The 15,005-nt window shown below is 45.0% G+C and carries 12 protein-coding genes; 3 read left to right on the top strand and 9 right to left on the bottom strand.

Features of this window, described 5'->3' with window-relative positions; all coding sequences use genetic code 11:
• Nucleotides 1-5: 5 nt before the first annotated feature.
• The 5 genes from serS to lrp form a co-directional block, all read right to left on the bottom strand.
• Complete coding sequence (serS, locus tag R7Q48_RS09535; protein ID WP_005378225.1) at nucleotides 6-1,313, bottom strand: serine--tRNA ligase; 1,308 nt, start codon at nucleotides 1,311-1,313, stop codon at nucleotides 6-8.
• A gap of 91 nt (nucleotides 1,314-1,404) precedes the next feature.
• On the bottom strand, nucleotides 1,405-2,760 hold the full coding sequence (locus tag R7Q48_RS09530) for a replication-associated recombination protein A (RefSeq protein WP_242531367.1): 1,356 nt from the start codon (nucleotides 2,758-2,760) through the stop codon (nucleotides 1,405-1,407).
• Nucleotides 2,761-3,387, bottom strand: coding sequence for an outer membrane lipoprotein chaperone LolA (gene lolA / locus R7Q48_RS09525; RefSeq protein WP_005388103.1), 627 nt, complete (start codon nucleotides 3,385-3,387; stop codon nucleotides 2,761-2,763).
• A gap of 61 nt (nucleotides 3,388-3,448) precedes the next feature.
• Nucleotides 3,449-6,496 carry a DNA translocase FtsK 4TM domain-containing protein gene (locus R7Q48_RS09520; protein WP_054576392.1) on the bottom strand — a complete coding sequence of 1,016 codons (3,048 nt, stop codon included), beginning with the start codon at nucleotides 6,494-6,496 and terminating at the stop codon, nucleotides 3,449-3,451.
• Nucleotides 6,497-6,648: 152 nt separating this feature from the next.
• A complete protein-coding gene (gene lrp, locus R7Q48_RS09515) occupies nucleotides 6,649-7,143 on the bottom strand; it encodes a leucine-responsive transcriptional regulator Lrp (protein ID WP_005378234.1) in 495 nt (164 codons plus the stop codon).
• A gap of 156 nt (nucleotides 7,144-7,299) precedes the next feature.
• Here lrp and ald point away from each other — a divergent pair, with 156 nt between their 5' ends.
• Nucleotides 7,300-8,424, top strand: a complete 1,125-nt coding sequence (ald, locus tag R7Q48_RS09510) for an alanine dehydrogenase (protein ID WP_005378241.1) — start codon at nucleotides 7,300-7,302, stop codon at nucleotides 8,422-8,424.
• 93 nt (nucleotides 8,425-8,517) lie between these two features.
• Here ald and R7Q48_RS09505 read toward each other — a convergent pair whose 3' ends face one another.
• Nucleotides 8,518-9,714, bottom strand: coding sequence for a methyltransferase (locus R7Q48_RS09505; protein ID WP_017634951.1), 1,197 nt, complete (start codon nucleotides 9,712-9,714; stop codon nucleotides 8,518-8,520).
• A 53-nt stretch (nucleotides 9,715-9,767) separates the two neighbouring features.
• Nucleotides 9,768-10,742 carry an HTH-type transcriptional regulator CysB gene (cysB, locus tag R7Q48_RS09500; protein ID WP_005388967.1) on the bottom strand — a complete coding sequence of 325 codons (975 nt, stop codon included), beginning with the start codon at nucleotides 10,740-10,742 and terminating at the stop codon, nucleotides 9,768-9,770.
• A gap of 313 nt (nucleotides 10,743-11,055) precedes the next feature.
• Between cysB and R7Q48_RS09495 the strand changes: the two genes are divergently transcribed.
• Nucleotides 11,056-11,820: a hypothetical protein gene (locus tag R7Q48_RS09495; protein ID WP_005378247.1), complete on the top strand. Its 765-nt coding sequence runs from the start codon at nucleotides 11,056-11,058 to the stop codon at nucleotides 11,818-11,820.
• A 97-nt stretch (nucleotides 11,821-11,917) separates the two neighbouring features.
• On the top strand, nucleotides 11,918-12,688 hold the full coding sequence (gene miaE, locus R7Q48_RS09490) for a tRNA isopentenyl-2-thiomethyl-A-37 hydroxylase MiaE (RefSeq protein WP_256902836.1): 771 nt from the start codon (nucleotides 11,918-11,920) through the stop codon (nucleotides 12,686-12,688).
• Nucleotides 12,689-12,813: 125 nt separating this feature from the next.
• Here the strand turns inward: miaE and R7Q48_RS09485 are convergent, their stop codons facing one another.
• Both R7Q48_RS09485 and R7Q48_RS09480 read right to left on the bottom strand, forming a co-directional pair.
• Complete coding sequence (locus R7Q48_RS09485; protein ID WP_017634953.1) at nucleotides 12,814-14,442, bottom strand: methyl-accepting chemotaxis protein; 1,629 nt, start codon at nucleotides 14,440-14,442, stop codon at nucleotides 12,814-12,816.
• Nucleotides 14,443-14,597: 155 nt separating this feature from the next.
• The gene (locus tag R7Q48_RS09480; RefSeq protein WP_005388970.1) at nucleotides 14,598-14,864 is read right to left on the bottom strand and encodes a hypothetical protein; all 267 of its coding nucleotides are present in this window, start codon (nucleotides 14,862-14,864) and stop codon (nucleotides 14,598-14,600) included.
• Nucleotides 14,865-15,005 lie beyond the last annotated feature (141 nt).

Here is a 15,005-nt window from a genome sequence, read left to right as displayed (position 1 = left end):
ATGAATTAACCGATGTGCGTTGCGCCTGCCATGTACTTCTGAAGTACTGTAGGGATTGCAATGCGGCCGTCTGCTTCTTGGTTGTTTTCTAGGATAGCAACCATTGTACGACCTACAGCAAGACCAGAACCGTTTAGCGTGTGTACAAGCTCAGGTTTCTTCTCGCCTTTACGACGGAAACGCGCTTGCATACGACGAGCTTGGAAATCCCACATGTTAGAACATGAGGAGATTTCACGGTAAGTTTCTTGCGCAGGAACCCAAACTTCTAGGTCGTAAGTCTTACGAGCGCCGAAGCCCATGTCACCTGTACATAGAACCACTTTACGGTAAGGAAGCTCTAGAAGTTGTAGAACTTTCTCAGCGTGACCTGTTAGCTCTTCTAGTGCGTTCATTGAATCTTCTGGCTTAGTGATTTGTACTAGTTCAACTTTGTCGAACTGGTGCATACGAATCAGACCACGAGTATCACGACCGTAAGAACCTGCTTCTGAACGGAAACATGGCGTGTGAGCTGTCATCTTAATTGGTAGATCCGCTTCGTCAGAAATCGTGTCACGAACTAGGTTCGTTACAGGTACTTCTGCAGTAGGGATTAGAGACAATTTACGTGGCTCTTCGTCGTTTACTTTTTCCGCTAGAGGCTCTGTGTGGAAAAGGTCTTTACCGAACTTAGGAAGCTGACCAGTACCGAATAGGCTGTCAGAGTTTACTAGGTAAGGTACGTACATTTCTGTGTAGCCGTGCTCTTCAGTGTGAAGATCTAGCATAAACTGAGCGATTGCACGGTGTAGACGAGCGAATTGGCCTTTCATCACGATGAAACGTGCGCCAGTGATCTTAACTGCACTTGCGAAGTCTAGACCGTCGCCCATTTCGCCTAGGTCAACGTGATCTTTCAGTTCGAAGTCGTAAGACTTTGGCTCACCCCAACGAGAGATTTCAACGTTGTCGTTTTCATCTTTGCCATCTGGCACTTCGTCTGCTGGGATGTTTGGTACAGAAAGCGTGAATTCGTCTAGTTGAGCCATTACTTGCTCAAGTTCAACTTTCTTCGCATCAAGATCGCTACCTAGCGTACCGATTTGTTTCTTGATCTCTTCTGCGCCTTCTTTGTCGCCAGCCGCCATTTTTTGGCCGATTTGCTTGGAGATGGAGTTACGCGTGGATTGTAAATTTTCTACTTCTACTTGAATGGACTTACGTTGTTCTTCAAGTTTACGAATAGTATCTACGTCTAGCTTAAAGCCACGACGCGCCAGTTTAGCAGCTGTTTCATCCAGCTCTGTACGAAGTAATTTAGAATCCAGCATTGTTAATCCTATGCTTTTTGTTGTGAAATCACGCGCACTTTCCAAGCGTACGCGTTAAAAAAATTTACTGCACAAATGTATCCAAAAACGCCTACTTTTCATAGCGCTTTTGTGGGCTATTTGCGTCTAAAGTAGCCAAGTAATCTAACTTTTCGCCGATTTTGGTCTCTAGACCACGATTTGTAGGCTGATAGTACCTACGATCGCCCATTTCAGGTGGCAAATATTGCTCACCCGCAGCGTAAGCGCCAGGCTCATCGTGAGCATAACGATAATCTGCACCGTAACCCATGTCTTTCATCAAACTGGTTGGTGCATTTCGAAGGTGATGCGGCACTTCATATTCAGGTAAGTTATGAGCGTCCGTGAGCGCTTGTTTCCACGCCACGTATACCGCATTACTTTTTGGCGCACACGCTAAGTACACGATCGCCTGTGCAATCGCACGTTCACCTTCTGCTGGACCAACGCGCGTAAAACAGTCCCACGCGGAGAGTGCCACTTGCATGGCTCTAGGGTCCGCATTGCCGACATCTTCCGATGCTATCGCAAGTAATCGACGGGCAATGTAAAGAGGATCACATCCCGCTGCAATCATACGTGCAGCCCAGTAAAGCGCCGCATCTGGGTTAGAGCCACGAATTGATTTGTGGACCGCAGAGATTAAGTCATACCAGATATCACCTTTGTTATCGAAGCGAGAGACTTTCTCCCCTGCCACTTCAGCCAGCAACTTAAGCGTGATCTCTTTTTCACCTTGCGCATTGTCTTCTGCCATGTCGTAGAGCAGCTCAAGATAATTGAGAGACATGCGAGCATCACCGTTTACCAGTTCTGCTAGGCGGTCTAATACGTTATCAGCGAAGTGTGCAGGTGTGTTACCCAAGCCACGTTCTTTATCGCTGATCGCTTGGTTCAGCGCCAGTGAGATTTCATCTTTATCGAGAGACGTCAGCTTGTAGACACGTGCACGTGACAGCAATGCGTTGTTTAACTCAAACGATGGGTTTTCTGTCGTCGCACCAATAAAGGTAACCGTGCCATCTTCGATATGCGGCAAAAACGCATCTTGTTGAGATTTGTTGAAGCGATGCACCTCATCCACAAATAAGATGGTGCGGCGGCCCGCCATTTTGTTCTCACGTGCTTTCTCGATTGCAGCACGGATTTCTTTCACACCAGACGTTACCGCAGACACACGCTCTACTTCAGCATTGGCATAGTTTGCAGCCACTTCCGCTAATGTCGTTTTGCCTGTGCCTGGTGGTCCCCAAAGGATCATAGAGTGAATGTGACCCGCCTCTAGCGCACGGCGCAGTGGCTTACCAGGGCCTAAAATGTGCTGCTGTCCAATGTATTGCTCGATTGTTTCCGGTCTCATACGAGCAGCAAGGGGACGAAAATCTTCGTCCCCCGAGAAATCTAATGTGTAATTACTCACTACCAATTAATTCCTTTGGTCATCCACTTCCACACCTTTTGGAATTGTGAATGTGAATCTGTCTGCTTTTGGTTTACCCAGCTTCACGTTGTTAAAGGTGAACAAACCTTTTTGACCGTCTTGCTCAACCACGTTGAAGCCTTTCACGACACCTTTGGCATCAATATTAATCTGGAATTGACCTTGTGTGGAGTCTACTGCGGTAGGAATGAGAGTGAACTGGTCACCTTTTTGAGATATTTTGTAGTTATTCCAATCACTTGCTCGGTTACGCGTTAGCAAAACAAATGGCGTTTGCTCTGTTGCTTGCTCTTGCCAGTAGATGCTCACTTGCTCGATGAATGGGCTGTAGTACCACAATGTCTTACCGTCAGAGACCAATAGGTTCTCATCAGGGAATGTTGTGCTCCAACGGAACAGGCTTGGGCGGGCAATTTCAACCGTACCTTCTCCTTCCATAACCGTTTCGCCTTCAGGGCTGATAACCTGCTGAGAGAAATCTGCACTAAAGCCATCATTCATAGAAAGGCGTTTGTTTAATTCATCTTTAGGAGATGCTGCGTGTGCAGTAGAGAAGAGGGAAAAGCTTAAAACAAGCGCGGAGAAAAGTTTCGCTGAAAATAGTTTTTTCATTCAGATACCTATTATTAGAACCACTCACCTCAGTTGGACTGAGGTGAGTAACACAAGTTCATTAATCTTTTGGTGGCGCAGGTGCCAGTACTTCACGGTTACCGTTATGACCCGGAGCACTTACGATGCCCTGCGCTTCAAGCTGCTCTACAATACGGGCGGCACGGTTGTAACCTATCTTAAATCGGCGCTGAACACCGGAAACCGAACCTCGACGTGATTGAACCACGTGCTCAACAACTTGATCGAAGAGCGGGTCTACATCTTCATCCGCTTCCATTTGCTCACCTGGCAATAGACTTTCTGGAGTTTGATCTCCACTGATGATCTCTTCAATGTAGTTCGGTTTACCACGCGCTTTCCAGTTGTTTACAACAGCATGAACATCATCATCTGATGCAAATGCACCGTGAACACGAGTTGTATGACTTGACCCCGGCGGTAGATACAACATATCACCCATACCAAGTAGTGATTCTGCGCCGCCTTGATCTAGGATTGTACGAGAGTCCGTTTTAGTCGATACCGTAAACGCAACACGAGTTGGAATGTTCGCTTTAATTAGACCGGTAATAACATCAACCGATGGACGCTGAGTCGCAAGAATTAAGTGAATACCTGCCGCACGCGCTTTTTGCGCCAAGCGAGCAATCAGTTCTTCAACTTTCTTACCTACCACCATCATTAGGTCAGCAAATTCGTCAACAACAACGACGATGTAAGGCAGCTTTTCTAGCAATGGCGGTTCAGTATCCATGCTGTCGCCTTCCTGCCAGAACGGGTCATGGATTGGGTGGCCCGCTTCTGCTGCCATCTTCAATTTTTCGTTGAAGCCCTTCACATTACGTACACCTAATGCCGACATCAATTTGTAACGACGTTCCATCTCGCCCACACACCAACGTAGAGCATTTGATGCGTCTTTCATATCAGTCACAACTTCAGAAAGAAGATGAGGGATACCTTCATAAATAGAAAGCTCTAGCATTTTCGGGTCAATCATGATGAAGCGTACATCTTCTGGACCTGCTTTATACAGCATGCTCAAAATCATCACGTTCACACCCACCGACTTACCAGAACCTGTTGTACCTGCTACTAGCACGTGAGGCATCTTCGCAAGATCGGCCACCACGGCTTCACCCGCAATGTCTTGACCTAACACAACCGTTGTTGGTGACGTTGCTTGCTCAAACTGAGGGCTACTGATGACATCAGATAAATAGACCGTCTGACGACTCATGTTTGGCAGTTCCAAACCGATGTAAGGCTTGCCAGGGATTACTTCCACGACACGTACCGCCATCGCAGACAATGCACGCGCTAAGTCAGTTGAAAGACCAGAAATACGACTTACTTTCACCCCCGGCGCCAAATCAAGCTCAAAACGAGTGATCACTGGACCAGGATAAATACCAACCACATCGGCTTTGATTTTGTAGTCAGCGAGTTTGCTCTCTACCAATCGAGCGACCTGCTCTAACGCATCACGGTCGATAAAGTTTTCACGTTTTTCTGGATGATAAAGCAACTCGAGCGTTGGGAGTGGCTCTTCCGGAACTGGCAAGTTTTCTTCTTTCTGTACCAAAAATGGGTTCTGTGTTGCAGCGACTTTGGCTTGCGCATTGGAAACCATATCTTGGAATGCGGTAACGTCTTGGTCGTTGTCTTGGACCTCTTCTACCTCCACTTTTTGAGGTGCAGGTTCAAATGTTGTTGAAGGTGTTGCAACTTGCTGATGAGGCGTTGTTGGCTGTACTTGCTGCGCAGGCTGAGACTCCACTTCGTCTTCATCATCTAACACATCAAAGTCAGAGATCGTAGGCTCAATATGTTGGCTCGATTCCGTTTGCGCCGTGATGCTATCTAACACAGCAGAATCAATTGCAGGCTCTTCATGTACAGGATGCTCAATACTTGGCTGCTGTACTTGCTCTGCTTCAAATTGTTCGTACTCCGCATAATCTGGTTCAACACTGATCGGTTCTTCTGTAGCTGTATGTTGCTCTACATAGGAAGAGTAAGTGTCTGCAAATGATGGGGCTGCCTGCTCTTCAGTTCCCCAGTCATCTGCTTGTTGCGCCGCTGCTTCAAGCTCTTCTATCGTAACATTCAGTTGCTCGGTGCGTTCCAAGAGCGGATCAACGTTATCAGTGTTAACCGTATGGATAGGTTGTATTTGAGGCTCAGGTTCAGAATAAACTGGCGCAGCATTAACCGTAGCCTTGCGTTGTGGTGGCGTTGGTTCTACCATCGCCTGTTCCGCAGGCTTATCAGGTTTAGCTTGCGGCATATAAATAGGATACTCATGCGCTGGCGCCGACTCTTTCGGTTCATCGACATCGTACGCCGTTAAATGAGGAAGCGGCTCATCATCAATTTCATGGTCTACATTATGTTTAGGCGTAGAGACTTTATCTTCTACAAACTCATCAAGCTGAGGTTCTAAAACTTCCTGCTCTGAACCTCTTGCCTTATTTGCAAGCGCGGCGATTAGTGCTAATGCACGATCACCAAGCCATTCCACGATGTTAAGCCATGAGATGCCAGTGAAGAGCGTAAAGCCCGCTCCCCACAAGAACAGCAGTACCAATGTGGTACCGAGTACATTTAATGTAGGTAAAGCGAGGCTAGACAACACATCCCCGACCACACCTCCGGATGAAAAATACCAAATGTCATCAAAATTAATATCGGCAAGACCGCAACTGGTCATAATAAGGACGACAAGACCGAGCAGCCTTGTACCCCATAGCATGAAATCAATGGGCTCATCTTCTCCTCGTTTACGGCAAATCACCCATGCAGCCGCCGCTAGCAAGAAAGGGATTGGGTAAGCGAGAGAGCCAAATGTGAAGAATAGAGTATCGGCTAGCCAAGCGCCGAAAAGGCCACCAGCATTATCGATATCCCCTCCCCATGCGGTTTGGGACCAAGAAGGATCGGCCGGACTGAAGGTAAATAGTGCAACCGCAAGCAATACCGAGCTAAGAACGCCAACGATAAAGCAGCACTCTTTTAAGCGTTGGAAGCCATTTAAGCGTGAAGACTGGGGCTCTTCACTGGTTTTGATAATGGTTTCGACTTTCTTTGCGTTCTCTTTGAACATAAATCAACTTGAATATGGAAATGAAATAGGAAATTGCAAAACATTCCGAGCGGCATCAAGCCGCTCGGTAAATTGATTTAACCATATCAAGGAGAAAAACCCAATTACTCTCTGGCGAAAGCGGAAGCATATACCGCTTTCTTTGCAAGAAATTAACGAGTTTTGATCACAAGCTGGTTAGATTGTTTCACTTCTTCCATAACAACGTATGTGCGAGTGTCATTTACGCCAGGTAGACGTAGTAACGTATCGCCCAATAGTCGGCGGTAAGCACCCATATCTGATACACGGGTTTTAAGAAGATAGTCAAAGTCACCTGAAACAAGATGACACTCTTGTATGTCGTCTAGCTTTTGAACAGCTGAGTTAAACTGCTCAAACACATCCGGCGCACCACGGTTTAGCGTAATCTCAACGAATACTAATAGTGATGCATCCAGGAACTGCGGATTCAATAATGCAGTATACCCTGTGATATAACCCTGACGCTCTAAGCGACGTACACGCTCCAAACATGGCGTTGGAGAAAGTCCCACACGTTTTGAAAGCTCAACGTTTGAAATACGACCGTCTTTCTGCAGCTCATTAAGAATGTTGCGGTCGATACGGTCTAGTTCCTTGGACGGCTTTTTATAGTTGTCTGCCATTTTTTATTCCACCTTATTACTTCCTTGCAAAAAAATATACTACAACTTTTTAATATTTGGTGCCAAATTTTACAAATCTATAACTATACTAGTTATTAATTCGACAATAACACCCTACTAACAGTTAATACAACCATTATAGAAAGAGGATACAGGATGATCATTGGCGTACCTAAGGAAATCAAGAATCACGAATATCGTGTTGGTATGATCCCAGCTAGCGTGAGAGAACTCATCTCACATGGTCACCAAGTTTTAGTTGAGACCAATGCAGGTGCCGGCATTGGTTTTTCAGACGATGATTACATCGCTGTCGGCGCATCCATTCTCCCTCATGCTGCTGACGTATTTGCGCAAGCAGACATGATTGTAAAAGTAAAAGAACCCCAAGCAGTAGAGAGAGCAATGCTCCGCGAAGGGCAAATTTTATTTACTTATTTACACCTAGCACCAGATTTTCCACAAACTGATGAGCTAATCAAGAGCAAAGCTGTCTGTATAGCCTATGAGACTGTAACAGATAATATGGGTCGTTTGCCACTGTTAGCACCAATGTCAGAAGTGGCAGGTCGGATGTCTATCCAAGCTGGTGCGCAAACGTTGGAAAAATCGCACGGCGGTCGTGGTCTGCTCCTAGGCGGCGTACCTGGTGTTGAACCTGCAAAAGTCGTTATCGTTGGTGGTGGCGTTGTTGGTGCAAACGCTGCTCGTATGGCGGTTGGCCTTCGCGCTGACGTCACTATTCTAGACCGTAACGTAGACACACTTCGTAAGCTTGACGAAGAATTCCAAGGTCGCGCAAAAGTGGTTTATTCTACTGAAGACGCTATCGAGAAGCATGTTCTAGAAGCGGACCTTGTTATCGGTGCCGTTCTAATTCCTGGCGCAGCAGCACCTAAACTGGTCACTAAAGAGCACATTGCTAAGATGAAGCCTGGTGCAGCAGTGGTTGACGTGGCAATTGACCAAGGCGGTTGTTTCGAAACTTCACACGCGACAACTCACGCAGATCCAACTTACATCGTTGATGAAGTGGTTCACTACTGTGTAGCAAATATGCCTGGCGCAGTTGCTCGCACTTCAACATTTGCACTCAACAACGCTACGCTTCCATACATCGTGAAGTTAGCAAATAAAGGCTACCGCGAAGCACTTCTAGAAGACAAAGGCTTCCTTGAAGGTCTAAACGTTATTCACGGAAAAGTAACATGTAAAGAAGTAGCAGAAAGCTTTGACTTGGAATACGTTGAACCAACTCAAGCTATCGCTATGTTTAATTAATGACAAAATAAAACATAACTTGTCACGTTTTGTTTACAAAAGCCCACTCATAAGTGGGCTTTTTCATATAGAGCGTTTGGCTATAAAGAATAACTAAATCTTATATGCACAAATTAAAATATTTCTAGGTGTGACCGATTTAGGGCAAAACTCTGACAATCTAACACGGTAACCACGTTCTTCAAGATAAAGCACTTTGTCTAATGCGAGCCAGATCTCCAACGGACGTTGAAAAACAAGTTGCACTAAGCTCATTCTCTCCATTTGCCAGAAGCGTTGTTCGCTTAACTTTTCAAAATGAGAGAAATCGATTTCTTGAGGAAGAACAATGCCTTTTTGCTCCGCTGCCCAGCGACATAAAGATTCAAAACCATCACTTAATTGCGACTTACGGATACTCGGCACAGGCTGATACTCTGCCATTCCCAAAGCTTGTCGCGTGATCAAATCAAACCCAAGACGAAACATCATTTCCTGCTGACGATGACGACGCACGCGCTCTCCTCCTGTCACCGTTTGTTGTAATGGGATACGCAGTTCTTGCTTAGACAATGAGAGAGAAGAAGCCCTGCCCGATTCCGACATCGGCTGGTATTGTTCCGACTGAATCAAGTGGTAACAACAAGGTGATATGGTCATCGCAGCAATCCCATTTTCACTGCCGTACTGCATTAGACGAGCGTGAAGGTCACCGCATGCATGCAGTGCTACTGCGTGTTGCGTTGGCTTAAACACGGCTTTCGCTTTGCTATCAAACGCGTCGCCTTGAATAAACGTCATCTTCCAATGATGTTCATTGGCTGCTTGTTGCCCCGAATCGCACAGTGCTTGTTGGTATTCAAAGCTGGTTACAGGCTGATCGGTTTGCGTTGTCAGGATTCGCCCCAAGTAACCTTTACCTGAGCACCATTCTAGCCATTCTTCGCCACAGTGTTGTTGAATTGCAGCTTCACCCATCGAGCTAATTTGCTCCAACTTACGTCCCGGAATACCGTTATCTAAACCACGAGCGAGTTCCAAGCCGTTTAACGACAAAAGCTCTAAATGAGTCAGTTCTGCGAGTTGTTCAAGCTCAGGCAAAAACGGACTAAGTGCTTTTAACGCGAGTTCTGGTGCTGCTTTGTATTCTTCGATTTGAGAGGGAGTAAGAGACGCTAGCCATTGGCACAGTCGAGGATGTTGCTCCTGCCAAGGTAATGATGTGTGAATGCTGCTTTTAAAAGGCTCGAATCGCCACAAAGATTGGTTTTCGATTAAGCAGTCATTAATAAACTGAAATTGCGTTTTCATAGATCCCCCTACAACGAGCGCATTGTAGAGGGAATCGAAACATCAATGAAGTGTTATCTCACCGGAAGCTCGATGTCTTTAAACATCTCTTCGATTTCTGCATTAGACTTCAACGAAATCGCCTGCTCAACCACTGGACGCGTTAAGTGCGGTGCAAAACGCTCCATAAAATCGAACATGTAAGAGCGTAAGAATGTACCACGGCGGAAGCCGATGCTCGTGGTGCTCGCGCCAAACAAATGGCTCGCATCTATTGCAACCAAGTCACCGTCCTGCTCTTCATCCACAGCCATGCTTGCAATCACACCCACACCAATACCCATACGAACGTAAGTTTTAATGACGTCTGCATCAGTTGCCGTGAACACCACTCGCGGGGTTAAACCTTCGCGGTTGAATGCTGTATCCAGCTCTGAACGACCAGTAAAACCGAACACGTAAGTGACTAATGGGTAAGCGGCAAGATCACTGATCGTTACTTTGTCTTTCTTCGCTAGTGGGTGGTCTTTAGGCACAACTATTGAACGATTCCAGTGATAACAAGGCAGCATGATGGCATCTTGATATAAGTGAAGAGCTTCTGTCGCAATCGCAAAATTCGCAGTGCCTTTAGCTATCGCCTCAGACATTTGTGACGGTGTACCTTGGTGCATGTGTAACGACACTTTTGGATAACGAGAAGTAAAACCTTTGATGACATCTGGCAGTGCATAACGAGCCTGCGTATGTGTCGTGGTGATATTCAGCGTCCCCATTTCTGGATGGGTGTGCTCTCCAGCCACCGCTTTGATACTTTCTACACGAGCGAGAATTTCTTGAGAGATACGTACAATTTCTTCTCCAGCTGGCGTCACTTGCGTTAAGTGCTTACCGCTACGTTCAAAAATCTGAATACCTAACTCATCTTCCAGCAACCGAACCTGTTTACTAATACCTGGCTGAGAGGTATATAAGCTTTCCGCCGTTGCAGATACATTCAGATTATGGTTTACAACCTCAACAATATACTTCAGCTGCTGCAGTTTCATCGTAATCCCTTACTTATTCATGAGAGAGTTTATTGGCCACTCAAGCGAGCGATATAATAATTAGTTATAACGCGTTCAAATCGAAATGAACAGCAATTTCTAACTTATACCTCAATCACATACTAATAATCTTCAAGCAAGAAACAATATGCACAAAGTTGAGCCAATAAATGACCGAAGTTCTATGATGTGACTTCTATCAGTAACTAAAACGTGGGAGAGACAAAATAATCAAACAAATAAGGTGCCGAGTAAGATAAGATTCATGTATTCTTTAACGCTAGCCGCAGAAAAGTAAAGCAGACGCAAAGATATGAATATTGGTTTAATAATCGCTTTGGTAGCCATCCTACTGGTGTTAATCCTAGGCTATAACATTATGTTGCAATATAAGGTTAAAGTTGAAACCGCAAAAAGGCAGGAATCAGCGCGATATGTAGCCTTGATAGATGGTACTGAAGAGTTGATTGGTCATGCGCACCATATCCCTTTTAGTAAAGAGCTGTTGCTGTGTCTAAACAATCGTATTCTTGACGCGCTAGAGAGCATGCATGAGCTGGACCCGAAGAACAAGCAACTTGCTCAACGTATCGAAAATATGAAGCAGCAGATTACGCAGCTAAAAGAGAATGGTCCTACTGGCGAGAGTACCACTTTCAAGATGCCGAGTAGTGATAAACAAGCTATCGTCATGCTTAAGCTGGTTAAACGACTTCGCGACACTATCCGTAACGAGCACAACAAAGGCCGATTGGATACCCAGACTTACGTCACCGAAAATGCGCGCTTGGAAACGATGCAAATTCGCATCAACATTGAAAATGTCATCAAAAGAGCAAACGACTCTATCGCTCGTGGCCAACCAGGCACCGCGCTTCAACTGCTGCGTAAAGGTATCGATGCTTTGAGCACTAAGAGCGATCCTTATTCTATTCAAGCGAAACAAAAGCTTGAAGAGATGTTAGGTGACTTAGATAAAAAGCGCCAAGATAAAAGCGATGCCGAAATGCAGCAGATTGCTGACAAAGAGCGTGACAATGACATGGAAGCTCTCTTCGGCGAGAAGAAAAAGTGGTAACATTCCCTTCAGGTCAAAAAAGGCTGCAATTGCAGCCTTTTTTCTATCCGCAAGACAACGGATATGCCCAATAAAAATGTGAAGTACTAAAACTAAAATGATGAATCTAGACACCTATCAAGATCTTCTTGCTCCCATTAACCAATTTCTGCGATGCAGTACACCTGATGAATGGGTAGAGGAAGCAAAGAAACCAGAGAACCTTCAAACCATTTTGTTAGACCACCTACTGTGCGAACTAAAAGCTGGCCAATCTGCCATGTTTTTAATTCGTAAGTATGCCGTTGACCAATCCAGTTCACATGCTCTACTTGACTGGTTTAAGCCCTACGAAGATTTTGCTTACCGTAACGTAGGCTCATTGGAAACTTTAAAAGGCAAGAGCAATATTTCTAAGTCAATCATGGCTAAGTCCGACTCACCATACAGCCAAGATTTGATCGATAGGATGGTGCTTTTGATAAAAGAGGAGTTACACCACTTTTATCAAGTTTTAGAGATCATGGAAAGTCGTGGAATTGAGTACAAAAATATTCCAGCAAGTCGTTATGCTAAAGGACTGATTTCGCATATGAAGACTCATGAGCCGGAAACGCTGATCGATAAACTCATCATTGGTGCGTACATCGAAGCCCGATCTTGTGAGCGTTTTGCCAAACTAGCACCACATATGGATGACGATATCGCAAAGTTCTACATTTCTTTATTACGTTCAGAAGCACGCCATTACCAGGATTATCTTGTATTAGCGGAGCAAATCGCAGGCAAAGATATCAGCGAGCGCATCGCCTACTTTGGACGTATAGAGGCAGATTTAATTTCTACGCCAGATACAGATTTTAAGTTTCACAGTGGTATTCCAGCCTAGCGAGCATATTCTCCCAAGGTTGAGCATACTCTGAACTTATATAGACAGAGAATAAATAAGCCGGACATTTCGTCCGGCTTATTTATTGTAGCAATGAGGTTAGGAATAAAGCTGAAACACAACAACTAGAGCTGGAATGAACCCATTCGAGTTTTCAAGTTGTGCGCTAGGCTACTAATCTGCTGACAAGCCACAGCCGTTTGTGAAGCTCCCTCAGCCATCTCTGTTGAAGCACTATTAATATGCTCCACGCTGCGATTCAGCTCTTCGGATACAGAATTCTGCTCACTGCACGCCGTTGCGATTTGTGTACTCATTTGCGCTATGTTATCGACAGAATGTTCAATTTCTTTTATCTGGCTATCAGCATCATTAACTTGCTCAACACACTGAGAAATACCCTCCTGACAATCACGGCTTGAATGCCCTATTTTACTGCTGCTCTCTTGTAGTTGATTAACAATTTCCACAATTTGTGAAGTGGAGTCTTGAGTGCGTTGCGCCAGAGAACGAACCTCATCTGCCACAACAGCAAACCCACGTCCTTGTTCACCAGCCCGAGCGGCTTCAATTGCGGCGTTCAGTGCTAACAAGTTTGTTTGCTCGGCAATCCCGCGGATCACATCTACGACCACATTGATATTGTTTGAGCTCGATTCAAGCTCACGTGCCAGTTCATCTGATTCTTGGATCGTATGTGATACACGCTCAATTACTGCGATAGTTTGTTGTAACGTCACCGTTCCTTGCTTTGCCACTTCCGCAGCCGAATAAGCAGAGGTTGCGCCAACTTCGGTATTTTGTGCCACTTCACTTACAGCAGCTTGCATTTCTGTCATCGCAGAAGCCACCGAGCTAAGTTCAATTTGTTGATTTTGCATACCAGAAGCGGTCTGAGAAGAAATAGCACTCACTTCCTCTACTGCTGCCGTTAGCTGAATCGTTGAGTCATTAATCTCAGAAACCAACGAATGTAAGTTTGTTTGCATACCGACAAGCTCTTTGAGCAGCGTTCCTAACTCGTCTTTGCTCAATTCGCTTTCGTCGATTTGATTATTCAATTGACCCTTGGCGATTTTAGAAGCGAATTCCAATGCTCGATCAACAGGCCCGCAAATGACTCGAGAAAGCAACATGGCAGACATTACCATGACCAATGCGACGACGAGCGCACCAACAGCAGCGCTGTATTGTGTAAATGCCGCTTCACTTTGTACTTCTTCACCAATCAAATTCACCAACTCATCGTTCAACGCGAGGGTATCATCCAAGCTGCTCAACGCTTTTGAGTAGGTATCGAAACTCGATAAAATCACATCATTTGCACTTTCAGCATCGCCTTGGCTTAGCAATACGTTGTAAGTCTTCGTTTCTTTGATGTATTGATTCCAAGTTTCTTTAAAAACGCTAAAGGACTGCGTTTCACGCTTATTAAGGTCGAGCTTTTCGTATTCTGCAATACCAGCCTGCACATCAGAACGCCATTGGTCGAGGCCTTTTAACCACTCACCAATTTTGGGGTGATTTGCGTTTGGCAATAAAGAGAACTCATCTTTACGCACTTTAGTAATATCAACTTGGATACCTTTCAAAATCGCAACAGAAGGTAAACTTTTATCTGTTAACACTGAGATGTCTTTATTCAGTGTTAACAAACCTTGCACCAACATTACTGACACTAAACCAAACACGGCAAAAACGGTTAAATAACTAACCGATATTTTCTTTACGACACTTAAGTCTTTAATACGCATGCACTTTCTCCCCGCAGCCTTTCCAAACCTCTCACTTAAGTGAAAGCTTAACCTCTAAAACACACTGTTTTTTGCGCTCGATATCATTGAACGCTCTTATATACATCGGCTTGAGAGATCAAATCTTGACCAGTAATTGATAGTTTTATCACAAGCTATTTTAGAGATAGGCTCGTATGCTCCGTATTGTGTCTACATCTTTTCATGAGCGCTTCTCGGCGCAGATCCAAGATCTCATCGATGAGCTTTTCTTTCGCGTTTATCCCAAAATGCTGGGCATAATTTTTTACTTTTGCTATCTCATTAGGCTGCAAGCGGTACACCTCTTTCTTTAAACGCGCTTCTGCTTCACTTCTAATCAGACCTTGCTCTTGTAACAATTTAATGATGGTTTCATCGGTTGGATTTACTGCTCTAGCCATGGTGCTCCATCTATCAATTTGAGTTCTAGCCATATGGCTAGATGAATGACGCCGCACAACTTATAGAGCAAAGATGACAGCTTGATTGCAGTGAATGCAATTCGTTGACTGTTGGTATTATTTTTCCACCGCTTCAACGGC

The sequence above is a fragment of the Vibrio sp. 378 genome, from assembly GCF_033339435.1.
Note: the sequence above shows the minus strand (reverse complement) of the source record. Positions and strands in the feature narration are given on the sequence as shown.